This is a genomic window from Streptomyces tubercidicus (assembly GCF_027497495.1).
In the GTDB taxonomy this organism is placed as follows: domain Bacteria; phylum Actinomycetota; class Actinomycetes; order Streptomycetales; family Streptomycetaceae; genus Streptomyces; species Streptomyces tubercidicus.
This window is the reverse complement of record NZ_CP114205.1, coordinates 3,848,022-3,858,046: the sequence shown is the minus strand read 5'-3', so window position 1 is coordinate 3,858,046 and position 10,025 is coordinate 3,848,022. Positions and strand designations below refer to the sequence as shown.

The window sequence follows — 10,025 nt, the reverse complement described above, 5'->3', positions numbered from 1 at the left end:
ACCGTGGCGGATCGCTGCCATGGAGTCTACGGGCACTTGCCGGTGACGCGGAGGCGGATGACGAGGAGGAAATGCCACGGCCGTGTGCGACTCGCCGCACGCCCGACATGTGCCCCATCGTCCTGACCTGGCGCGCTACTGGTGCACGAACCAGGTCATCAACGGGTGGACGGGAGCAGGGGTTCGAAGCTGCTCCAGCGGCCGATCTCACACCCATTGGTGCGCCGGAAATCCGCGTTGACGGGCCGCCCCGCCCAGGTCCCGGTGATGTGAGCGGTGGCCGGGCCGCCGTAAATCATCGTGCAGTTCGCCCCCTGCGGAACCGGAGCGAACGGGTCCCTGCCCCATCTCGTCATCCCGTCCAGCTTCTCGCAGGCCTTCTTGGCGTGCGGGTGGCTGCCGCGCGCGGGGTGGCAGTACAGCTCGAAGGTCCCATCGGTACGCGGCGAGCCGGTGCCGCGGACGGTGAGGGTGAGGTGGTCGACGGAGGCGGGGGCGGGGTACTGGGGCGCCGTCGCGTCCTGGCCGCCCGTGGGGCGGTGGCGGGCGGGGTCGCTCGGGTCGGCAGAGGTGTCGTGACCTGCCGGGTCGCGGGGGGCGTCGGGGGCGCGATGACCTGCCGAGCCATGGGGAGCGTCAGGGGTGCGATGACCCGCCGAGTCGTGGGGAGCGTCGGGGGTGCGATCGCCGACCGGGCGCTGCCCGTCGCCGACCGGGCGCTGCCGGTCGCCGGCGGAGGCGTGATGCCCGGCACCGGTGATCCCGTCCACGGACCGGTAGTGCGGCAGCGGAATCGGGGCGGCCGACGCGGCGGGCGCGGCCAGGGCCAGCACGGTGGCGGCGGAGACGACGGCCCCGGTGGCGGAGAGCGCGGCAGTAGTGGCGGCGGTCGCGGCCGAGGCGAAGAGGGAAGAAGACGTCCGGCGGTACGGCATCACAGGCTCCAGAGGCGAGTGCGGGGCGGTACGCGGTACGTACACGCCGGGGGCGCACGACAACGCGCGTCGTCACGGCCCCGACACCTCTAACGCGCTGCCGCCCCCGACGTTGCGCTGCAAAAACGTCTTTGCCGGGTGGCCCGCGCGCCTAGTACCGTAGGGGGCGATTGGTGACAGCCCTTGGTGCTGTGCCATCATCTGGACACGCCACAGCGTGCATGCGCGCGTGGGGTGTGTGGAGGCGTCGCCTAGTCCGGTCTATGGCGCCGCACTGCTAATGCGGTTTGGGGCTTACCCCCCATCGAGGGTTCAAATCCCTCCGCCTCCGCTCCTCTTCGTCCAGGCCCCGGTCTTCTCAGACCGGGGCCTGGACGCGTTTTGAACCTTTCCCTGCTCGTCCCTCGTTCCTCGTCCTTCATCCCTGGTCTTTCATCCCTCGTCCCGGGGATTGACCTTGTGGGGGATTGGTGGGGGACGTGGTCGGCTGTGTTGATGTAGCGGGCGGATCTTGACGTATGCGGTCCGGCGCGACGCCTCCGGGGGCCGGGCTGCCTTGACCCCCCGGCCCCCGGCGCCCTTGGTGTCGCGCCGCCAGCCATTCGGCCCCCTAGCCACCCGGCCACCTAGCCACCCGAGCGTCGCCCGCCCCCAAGCGACCAGGTGTCGATCAACCTCACAGCCGACCCGACCCGACCCGACCCGACCCGACCCCGACTCTGACCCCGGCCCCGACCCTGACCCCGACGCCTCGCCCTCTCGGTCGCCCGGCTACGTCTGGGGCTGCCGTGTGGGGACCGCCGCCCGGGGGTCGCCACCTGGGGGCCGCCCTCTGGCGCTTCTAGCTGGACGGCGCCGACGAGGCCCGCGTGTGGCGCTCGTCACGGCCGACGTCGAACTCGGCGCCCTCGGCACCCACTACTACGACACCCTCCCCACAGAAGTCCGCGAGGCCATCGTCGCCACCCACCCGCGCCCCGACTCCAAGCGCCGCATCCTCCACGCCTTCCACGCCGACCTGGCTCACCGCCCCCGGGCCACGCTCGGCAATGCGAAGGCCGATGTCCTGGACCGCCCCGAAGACCACTACGCCCGCCCGAACTTCGTCCGGATCATCGAGGACTCCCCCTGACCCGAGTAACCCTCCAACCCCCGCCACAACGGCGTTTCCGCAGGTCAGAGCCGCTACGGGCAATGGATTTCGCCTCACGCCGCAGGTCATGTAATGTTGTTCCCGCAACGCCGACCGGCAAGAAAAACCGCCGGAAAGCCAAGCGCTCGTAGCTTAACGGATAGAGCATCTGACTACGGATCAGAAGGTTGCAGGTTCGAATCCTGCCGAGCGCACAGCAGGCCAAAGCCCCCGCCGGGTAATCCGGACGGGGGCTTTGTCGTGCCGTACAGCAGCGAAGTACAGCAACCGGGTCAGCTGGTGCCACCCATCGCTTCGGAGAGCTTGCCGAGGGCCGAGCGGACCTCTTCCTCACTCGCCTCGGCGTAGACCTCCATCGTCATCGCGATCTGCGAGTGCCGCAGGATGCGCTGAGCCACCTTGGGGTGGACGCCGAGGGCGACCAGGAGCGAGCTGCAGGTGTGCCGGGTGTTCCGCAACGGGATGACCCGGAGGCCGGCGCGGCGAGCACGCAGCGCGAACATCCGCGTCAGGTTCCCCGGCTCGATCGGCGTGCCGTACTTCGTCGTGAAGACCAGCCCGTGACTGTCCTGCCAGAGATCACCAGCCGCCTTCCGATCACCGGTCTGCTGAGCGCGCCGCATCCGGAGGGCTTTGAGGCAGAGCGCCGGCAGTGGCAGGAAGTCGTCCGACTCCTCTGTCTTGGTCTCACGGTGGAGGATCTGACGCCCCGCCCGCTGGATCTGGTGATCCACGTACAGCTCACCTGCCTCGAAGTCGATCGACTTCCAGGTGAGGCCCAGCACCTCGCCGCGGCGAAGCCCGAGGCACAGCACGAGCACCCAGGCCGCCAAGAGGGGATCCTCACGAGTCACCCCGTCCGCGAGGAACTGCCCCGCTTCGACCGCGGACCACGGCTTGATCCGGCGACGCCTCGGCTTGGGCACCTTCACCAGGGCGGCGACGTTCTTCCCGATCGCCTCTTCGGCGACCGCGTGCGTCAGGGCGGCCCGCAGCGCATCGCGAGCGGCTTGGATCACCCGGCGGGATGCATACGCCTCACAGCACTCTCCGGCCGCACAGCAGCGCCGGCGGCTGGGAGCCCTCTTGGCGTCCTTCCCCTGGGCGCAGCACTGGCAGGTGGTCGTCAGCTTCGTCAGCCATTCGCGCACATCCCGGACGGTGAGCTTGTCCAGCCGCTTCGTGCCGAGGTGGGGAGCGATGTAGAGCCGTACGCAGCCCTCGTACGAGACGTAGGAGAGCGGAGCCAGGTTCGGCTTCACGATCGACTCCAGCCAGTACGACAGGAAGGCGGAGAGCGTGCGGTGTCGAGTAGCTACCGGCCCCTTCTTTGCGTCCGCATGGAGCTTGATCCACTTGTCGTGGACCTCATCGCGGGTCTTGCCGTAGACGTACTTGCGCTTCTTCTTGCCGTCGGGGGTGGTGACCCAGACGTAGGCGGCGAAGCTGTTCTTGTACGGGTAGATCGAGCCTTCACCATTGCCGCGCTTGCCGCTCATGCCGACCACTCCATTTCGGCTTCACGGGCACGGCGTTCGATGTACTCGTCGACCCAGCGCGGCAGGATGCGGCGGTTGCGGCCGTCCTTGACCGAGCAGATCTCCCCGGTGAGGACGAGCATCTTGGTCTTGGACAGGCCGTAGCCCAGCATCTGCGCGACTTCGGCGGTGGTGTGCCACTTCCTCTCGATCACAGTGGTGGTCATGACCAGTCGTCTCCTTCTTCGGCTTGGAGTTCGGCGCGTGCTTGGCGTGCGGTTTCGCGGTTGGTCTGGATGTCGCGGGCGATGGTGGCGGCAAGGGCGGACTCGCCGGGGGTGTGGCCGTGGCCGACGTACTGCCAGTCGGTCAGGACGAGGACGGTGTCCGGCTCCGGTGGTTCGAGGCCGAGGGCTTGGCGTTCCTGGGCGGCGCGGAAGTCGGCGCGGGCCGCACGGAGGTCGCCGAGGGTGGTCGAGTAGCGGCGGGACTTGGAGGAGAAGTGGCCGCGGAAGCCGAGCATGTGAGCCCAGGCCCAGAGGCGGCGGTCCGGGTAGAGCGGGTCCAGGGTTTTGCACGCGCTGATCAGGCGGCGGGTGTGTTCGGGGACCTGGTGGCGGTCCAGTTCGGCGAGTTCGCCGATGCGGCGGTCGAGGGTGCCGGTGGTTTCGGCGGCTTTGGTCGCGTACTTCGCGACGTAGGAGGCCACGGCCTGTTCGGTGATGTCGGAGCCGTCACCGAATGCCTTGACCGGCCGTACGTCGAGCTGCGTGCCCCAGCGGAAGGTTCGGGCGGGCTGGCCCCCGGCAGCCGGGGCTGTGACCGAGGTGTAGGAGTGCGCGGCGGCGGCGCGGATCGCGTCGGTCAGTAGGCCGACGCTTGCCCAGAACGGCGGCGGTGTTCCGGGCCCGTCCGGTCCGTCGATGCGGATCACCGCGTGGAAGTGGAGGGCGCCGCGCTTCTGGAACTCGGCGACCTTGCCGTAGGAGAGGCGGGCCGATTCCTTGAGGTCGCGTTGGGTGAGGCCGGCGCGGGCGGCCAGTTCGCGGCGGAGTCGGGTGGTGAAGCGTTGCCAGAGGTCGCCCGCGTGGTTGTTGAACAGGACGGCGGCGGCGTAGTCGTACGTCTCGGGGTCCAGGGCGGTGCCGAGCGCCGGATCGTCCGTGTGGTGCTGTGTGCCGCAGCGGCAGACGTCTCGGTCGGGCCGGTTGTGCACGGGGCCGAAGGAGGGCGCGGTGAGGGTGGTGAGGACGCGGGGGTGTTCGCGGACGGCGGCGGGGATGTCGCGGCGGTCGTCTCCGGCCAGGCCGGCGCGGATGAGGTGGTAGGTGTCCCCGGCGTAGGTCCAGGCGCAGGCGGGGCAGCGGGAGGCGCGGCGGTTGCCGCAGGCGAGGCGGAGTCGTCCGCCGGGTTCGGTGGCGGTCGAGTAGTGGTGCAGGGTCTCGCCCGAGGTGCGGTCCTTGGTGAGGGTCCAGCCGGTGAGGTGGATGGGGTCGGAGCAGCCGCCGGTGCGGTGGATCTGGTCGGCCCAGCGGTCGTAGTCGGGGGCCGAGGCCACCCTCAGCAGGTCGCCGAGGGTGGTCGGGTCGAGGAGCGTGTCAGGCACGGGCGACCTCCCACGTACGTGGGTGTGGTCGGTCATGATGAGGCTTCCTTCCGGATCTGTGGTTCGGGCAGGAGCACGGCTCCCGGGCGGCGGAGACTTGGCGGTTGAGGCCGCCCGGGAGCCGGTCAGCGGTGTGTGCGCCCGGAGGCGAGCAGCGAGCGGAGGACGACCGCGCAGACGGCGACGGACACCCCGCTGATGGCGACCGCCAGGAGCATCGAGACCAGGACGGTGCCGACGACCAGGGCCACGGCCGTGCCGCCGCCGACGAGGGCGATAGCGGTACCGGGCGTGAGTTGAACCGCGGGGCGGCGCGTCGATGCCTGAGCTACCGGGGCCGGCGGCGGGGTGTGCTGCACGGTGGCGGTCGGTTCGACGGTGAGCGGAACGACGAGTCCGGTGGGCGTCGGGTTGGTCGGGACCTTGGGACGGAACATGGTGGATCTCCCTTCTGCGGGCGTTACTTGACGGCCATGTTGATGGCAGAGGCCAGGAAGCTGTCGGCGAGGAGGTAGCCGCCGAGGAGGAACACGGCCACGAGCCACCAGGGCGGGCGGATGAGCTTGATGCCGAGGTAGCCGACGGCGATCAGCGCGAGCCAGAGCGGGACGTCCATGGGGTCTCCTCAGTCGTTCAGCGGACGGTGCAGCGGTGGGTGCGGGCGGCGAGCTGGGCGGCCGAGCGGCTGGAGAAGTCGGCGGACCAGCCGCAGCGGTCGGCGGTGCAGACGGCGGCGTGCTTGGTGCGGCCGTAGCGGTCGCGGTAGGTGCCGATCTGTACGGGGCCGATCCGCATGACGGAGTGGAAGTGGTCGCGGGCGGGCATGGCGGTTCTCCTTGCTGGTCAGGTGAGTTGGGCGGCGATGGAGTCGGCGAGCTGGGGTGGGACACCGAGGCGGGCCCGCAGGGTGTCGGTGTCGATCCGGTCCCCGGTCCGGGCGCGGTGTTCGTCGGCGACCTTGCGGGCGTGGGCGACGAGCGCGGCCGGGACGGGTCCAGGTGCTGGGGCGGGCCGGGGCGGTTCGGAAGGTGGTTCAGCCGCGGGGAGGTCGGTGGCGTTCAACTCGGGTGGTTCGGCCGGAGGTTCAGCTGGCAGGGCCGGAGCGGATACCGGAGTCACGTCGGCCGACGGGTCGGGATCGGCGGCTTCGGCCACACCCCGCGTATGGGCCAGCAGGGTCCCGCCAAGGAAGGCGAGGGCAGGCCATCCAGCGACGCCGAAGCGCAGCCAGCCGGGCGGGTGCTGGAGGTCGAGAAATCCGGCGGTCGCGACGTTGGCGCCGAGCGAGGCCACCAGGGCGATCAGGAACCAGCACCAGGCGAGTCGGGACGGGCCGTCGTTGCGGAGTCGCCGCCATGCCGCGACCAGCAGCAGGTCGACGCTGATCGGGTAGGCCCACGCCTTCCAGCCCTCCTGTCCGGCAGCGGCGGCCAGGTCGTGAAGGTGGGCGAAAGAGAGCGCCCCGGCGATGACAGCTTGTACGAGGACGGCGTCCGGGCGAATGCGTCTCATGACGGTTCTCCTTCCGGAATCTGGCATGGAGGGGGTAGGGACGTGGCGCATCGAGGTAGCGCCGACCTTGGAGCGGGAGGTCAGGCAGTCGTGGTGGACGCCTTGTTGAGCACGACGGCGTCGGAGTTCGACGAGGTGGTGGCAGGCCGGAAGGGCGCGAGCGCGGGCAGGTCCGGCGTGCGGGCGGCGTACTTGTTGCAGAGGTTGACCGCTGCACGAAGCGAGGTGTGCGGGGAGCGGATGCGTGACCAGCCACCGGTCGAGTCACCGGCGACCGCGGTGCCGGGGGCGTCGGCAGGTATCTGGATGGCGGCCATTACGGCGTCCGGGCAGATGTCGCCGAACGCCATGTTGGCGCTTGCCTCATCGTTGACGCGATGCGCCGTACGACCGGTGAGTTGGGCCCGGAGCATGGTGATGCCCTTGCCGAGTTCGGAGCCGAAGCGCTGGCCGCAGATCTCCAGGTAGATGCCGGCGGCACGGCCGAGCTGGGCCAGACGGACGAGCGCGGTGATGATCCGGTCCCGGCGCTTCTCCTCCTCCTTGGAGGCGAAGAGCGCGAGTTCGGAGACTTCATCCACCAGGACCACGACGGGCGTGGGACGCAGGTCCTCGGCCAGATCCCAGATGTCGGCGGCGATCTCCGCGTCCGGGACGTTCACGCTGATGCGCTGTTCCTCGCGGACGAGTTGGTAGACGGACTCCATGTGCGAGACCAGCGCTTCGAGCAGATCGAGAGCAGTGTCCTGGTTGTCGGCGAGGGCGGAGAAGCGGCGGGCCAGCGGGAACAGCTCGACACCCTGCTTGCAGTCGATACCGACGAGCGCGACGTCCTGAGTGGCGAGACCGGCCACCAGGTTGCGCTGGTAGACGGACTTGCCCGACTCGGTGGCCCCGAGCGTGAGTCCGTGCGGGACGGTCCGGTAGTCGCGGTAGTGGACCGATCCGTCCTCGCGCAGTGCGACGGGTACGCGCATCGGAGCGCGGTCGATCTTGGCGGGCATCTGCACGCGCTTGAGCACGTCGTAGCCCGTCATCCGCAGTTCTACGACCCCGGAGCGGATCTCCCAGGCGGTGACGCCGTACATCCCGAAGGAGTGCCGGAGCCGGTCGGTGGCGGAGGAGACGTCGAAAACGTCCTGGCCGGGACGGAGTTTGAGCCGCAGGACGAGCCCGGTACGGGTCGGTCGGAGACGGAGGATGCGTGGGGCACGCGACTCGGGGGCCGGGCGGTTGGCCATGCGGGCGAGCGCGAGCCGCCAGCGCGGCGGCGGGACCGTCAGGCCACAGGCGTCCATGACCGAGACGTACCGGACTAAGACCCGCAGCGCGGCGAGGACGACCCCGAAGGTCATCCAGTACCAGGCGGGACGCCGCCACCGCAGCACGAGAGCGGTGGCGACGACCAGCAGCAGTACGACCGAGAGGCGGGCCATGATCAGGCTGCCTCTGCCTGCGAGCCACCGGCGGCGAGCGAGGTGACCGCCACGGCGCGGAAGGCGATGCCGTGCCGCTTCTGCCCGTTGAACTCGTTCTCCCACGGCCGGGCGATCAGGCCGGTCAGCGCCACCGGAGTGCCCATGCCCAGCTCACCGGAGACCCCGGTCTCAGGGACGGTGACGGACAGGATCTCCACCGCGTCGTTGGCGGCGAACATCACGTCCACGGTCATCAGCTTCGCCCCGGTCTCGACGTCGAGGGCGACCTCACCGGTCCGGCGGTCCTTGACCTTGATCTGCGGCTGCTTCGCGACCATCACGGTCGCGGCGGAGGTGTCGACGGGGATCTGACGCACTACTGATCACTCCTCTATAGATGCTGAACTCCGTCACTCATGTACATGAGTGACATGAAGAAGAGTGCCCGACTCCTGTACATGAGTCAACCCGCCTCGACGAAGAAGTCGGGGCGGGCTGATGAGAGTTGAGCGGGCGTCAGTCCGTGGCAGGGATGCGGTAGCTGAAAACGAACTGGTCAGCGGCCATGAGGGTGTCGCAGACCTCCACCACGCGGCCCTCGGTCGTCAGCGCCTCACGGACGAGATGCACGACGGGGGCGCCGGGGCTGAGCGCCAGCTCGGACGCTTCGGCCTTGGTAGCCGGCCGGGCCTGCAAGGTCTCGACGAACTCGGCGAACTCATGCCCGTGGTCTTCGAGTCGGGCGTAGATGCCGCCACCACCGGGGTTCTCGGCAAACAGCTCAGGGATGTCCTTCACGACATCCCACGGCAGGTACGAGCTGGCCGTCTCGACCGGAGTGCCGTTACGGAAGTACAGACGCCGGCGGGCAAGGACCTGAGTACTGTGCTCGACTCCGAGGCGACCGGCCACGTCCTCCGGAACCTCCATGGGACCGATGTACAGCACGCTGACCTTGGCCGTGGCACCCGACTGCGCGGACTCCGCCAGATACGCAGCCTTGCCGCCCTGCCGGTGCGAGCGCCGGAAGCGGTCGGAGGAACGGTGCCGTACCGGCGGTCGGTCCTTCACGATCGAGCCCTTGCCGTGGCGGGTCTCCACCAGGCCGCTCGCACGGACCTCCACCATCGCCTTACGGATCGTGCCGCCCGCAACGCCGTAGCGCTCGACCAGCTCGGATTCACTCGGCACCATCTCGCCGGGCTTGAGGACCCCAGCCCTGATCTGCTGCACGATGTCGTCGGCGATCTGCACGTATCGAGGTACGGCCCTGCCCCCTCCTACCGCGGTTCCCATAGTTCTCCCCATCCTCCTATGCTCCTGTACATGAGTAACAGCGCCTCGGAAGCCCAGTCAACGCCACTGCATTCCGTGTCCGTGGCCGGAGTGGTGGTCCGCGAGGACGGCAAGCTTCTAACGATCCGGCGGGCCGACAACGGTGCTTGGGAACTCCCGGGCGGGGTGCTCGAACTCGACGAGCCCCCGGAGGCCGGCGTACGGCGCGAGGTCTGGGAAGAGACGGGCATCCACGTCGAGGTGGACGAGCTCACCGGGGTGTACAAGAACACGACACGAGGCATCGTGGCCCTGGTCTTCCGCTGCAAGCCTGTAGGCGGCGAGGAGCGGACGTCCAACGAGTCGACGGCGGTCACCTGGCTCACACCCGACGAGGTGGCGGAGTCCATGTCCGAGGTCTACGCGGTCCGGTTCCTGGATGCCTTGGACGGGGCGGGCCCTCACGTGCGGAGCCATGACGGCAAGCGGCTGACGCCGGTGCGATAGAACTTTCCCTACTTCATCAAGGCTCGCTCCGCTCGCTACCCGGCCCCGCGGTAGGGGCAGTTCAGGAGCACACCACACGTTGGCGCAGGAGCGCTGACGTTCCCGTCCTCCTGGAACTGCAAGCAGTCAGATCACAGATCA

Annotated in this window: 13 protein-coding genes and 2 tRNA genes; 4 read left to right on the top strand and 11 right to left on the bottom strand. The window is 69.3% G+C overall.

Annotated elements, in window-relative coordinates; genetic code table 11:
- Positions 1-158: 158 nt before the first annotated feature.
- Complete coding sequence (locus tag STRTU_RS35960) at positions 159-935, bottom strand: SSI family serine proteinase inhibitor (protein WP_167539163.1); 777 nt, start codon at positions 933-935, stop codon at positions 159-161.
- Positions 936-1,175: 240 nt separating this feature from the next.
- On the opposite strand from STRTU_RS35960, the gene STRTU_RS16750 reads away from it, so the two are divergent.
- From STRTU_RS16750 to STRTU_RS16740, 3 genes are all read left to right on the top strand, one after another.
- Positions 1,176-1,266: transfer RNA gene (locus STRTU_RS16750), tRNA-Ser, on the top strand.
- A gap of 540 nt (positions 1,267-1,806) precedes the next feature.
- Positions 1,807-2,067: a hypothetical protein gene (locus tag STRTU_RS16745; protein WP_159744245.1), complete on the top strand. Its 261-nt coding sequence runs from the start codon at positions 1,807-1,809 to the stop codon at positions 2,065-2,067.
- Positions 2,068-2,209: 142 nt separating this feature from the next.
- A tRNA-Arg gene (locus STRTU_RS16740) sits at positions 2,210-2,282 on the top strand.
- Between the two features lie 78 nt (positions 2,283-2,360).
- Here STRTU_RS16740 and STRTU_RS16735 read toward each other — a convergent pair.
- From STRTU_RS16735 to STRTU_RS16690, 10 genes are all read right to left on the bottom strand, one after another.
- Positions 2,361-3,596 (bottom strand): site-specific integrase, encoded by a 1,236-nt coding sequence (locus STRTU_RS16735; RefSeq protein WP_174878879.1) that lies wholly within the window; start codon positions 3,594-3,596, stop codon positions 2,361-2,363.
- On the bottom strand, positions 3,584-3,793 hold the full coding sequence (locus STRTU_RS16730; protein WP_159744243.1) for a helix-turn-helix domain-containing protein: 210 nt from the start codon (positions 3,791-3,793) through the stop codon (positions 3,584-3,586). Before STRTU_RS16730 ends, STRTU_RS16735 begins: the two co-directional genes overlap by 13 nt.
- A complete protein-coding gene (gene repSA / locus STRTU_RS16725) occupies positions 3,790-5,208 on the bottom strand; it encodes a replication initiator protein RepSA (RefSeq protein WP_269777365.1) in 1,419 nt (472 codons plus the stop codon). The genes STRTU_RS16730 and repSA overlap by 4 nt, the downstream gene beginning before the upstream one ends.
- A gap of 89 nt (positions 5,209-5,297) precedes the next feature.
- Positions 5,298-5,609 carry a SpdD-like protein gene (locus tag STRTU_RS16720; RefSeq protein ID WP_159744241.1) on the bottom strand — a complete coding sequence of 104 codons (312 nt, stop codon included), beginning with the start codon at positions 5,607-5,609 and terminating at the stop codon, positions 5,298-5,300.
- A gap of 23 nt (positions 5,610-5,632) precedes the next feature.
- Complete coding sequence (locus tag STRTU_RS16715; protein WP_159744240.1) at positions 5,633-5,788, bottom strand: hypothetical protein; 156 nt, start codon at positions 5,786-5,788, stop codon at positions 5,633-5,635.
- A gap of 17 nt (positions 5,789-5,805) precedes the next feature.
- On the bottom strand, positions 5,806-5,997 hold the full coding sequence (locus STRTU_RS16710) for a mobile element transfer protein (protein WP_088798616.1): 192 nt from the start codon (positions 5,995-5,997) through the stop codon (positions 5,806-5,808).
- A gap of 18 nt (positions 5,998-6,015) precedes the next feature.
- Positions 6,016-6,684 carry a DUF2637 domain-containing protein gene (locus tag STRTU_RS16705; RefSeq protein WP_159744239.1) on the bottom strand — a complete coding sequence of 223 codons (669 nt, stop codon included), beginning with the start codon at positions 6,682-6,684 and terminating at the stop codon, positions 6,016-6,018.
- Between the two features lie 80 nt (positions 6,685-6,764).
- On the bottom strand, positions 6,765-8,120 hold the full coding sequence (locus tag STRTU_RS16700; protein ID WP_159744238.1) for an FtsK/SpoIIIE domain-containing protein: 1,356 nt from the start codon (positions 8,118-8,120) through the stop codon (positions 6,765-6,767).
- Positions 8,121-8,122: 2 nt separating this feature from the next.
- Entirely contained in the window at positions 8,123-8,479 is a 357-nt protein-coding gene (locus STRTU_RS16695) for an SCO3933 family regulatory protein (RefSeq protein ID WP_159744237.1), read from the bottom strand.
- 139 nt (positions 8,480-8,618) lie between these two features.
- Positions 8,619-9,398 (bottom strand): GntR family transcriptional regulator, encoded by a 780-nt coding sequence (locus tag STRTU_RS16690; protein WP_159744236.1) that lies wholly within the window; start codon positions 9,396-9,398, stop codon positions 8,619-8,621.
- An 18-nt stretch (positions 9,399-9,416) separates the two neighbouring features.
- Between STRTU_RS16690 and STRTU_RS16685 the strand changes: the two genes are divergently transcribed.
- Positions 9,417-9,884 carry an NUDIX hydrolase gene (locus STRTU_RS16685; protein WP_159744235.1) on the top strand — a complete coding sequence of 156 codons (468 nt, stop codon included), beginning with the start codon at positions 9,417-9,419 and terminating at the stop codon, positions 9,882-9,884.
- Positions 9,885-10,025 lie beyond the last annotated feature (141 nt).

Bases quoted from the DNA above. Each gene is read 5' to 3' on its own strand.
- STRTU_RS35960 (WP_167539163.1), bottom strand. From the start codon at position 935: ATGCCGTACCGCCGGACGTCTTCTTCCCTCTTCGCCTCGGCCGCGACC.
- STRTU_RS16730 (WP_159744243.1), bottom strand. From the start codon at position 3,793: ATGACCACCACTGTGATCGAGAGGAAGTGGCACACCACCGCCGAAGTC.
- repSA (WP_269777365.1), bottom strand. From the start codon at position 5,208: ATGACCGACCACACCCACGTACGTGGGAGGTCGCCCGTGCCTGACACG.
- STRTU_RS16720 (WP_159744241.1), bottom strand. From the start codon at position 5,609: ATGTTCCGTCCCAAGGTCCCGACCAACCCGACGCCCACCGGACTCGTC.
- STRTU_RS16715 (WP_159744240.1), bottom strand. From the start codon at position 5,788: ATGGACGTCCCGCTCTGGCTCGCGCTGATCGCCGTCGGCTACCTCGGC.
- STRTU_RS16710 (WP_088798616.1), bottom strand. From the start codon at position 5,997: ATGCCCGCCCGCGACCACTTCCACTCCGTCATGCGGATCGGCCCCGTA.
- STRTU_RS16705 (WP_159744239.1), bottom strand. From the start codon at position 6,684: ATGAGACGCATTCGCCCGGACGCCGTCCTCGTACAAGCTGTCATCGCC.
- STRTU_RS16700 (WP_159744238.1), bottom strand. From the start codon at position 8,120: ATGGCCCGCCTCTCGGTCGTACTGCTGCTGGTCGTCGCCACCGCTCTC.
- STRTU_RS16690 (WP_159744236.1), bottom strand. From the start codon at position 9,398: ATGGGAACCGCGGTAGGAGGGGGCAGGGCCGTACCTCGATACGTGCAG.
- STRTU_RS16685 (WP_159744235.1), top strand. From the start codon at position 9,417: ATGCTCCTGTACATGAGTAACAGCGCCTCGGAAGCCCAGTCAACGCCA.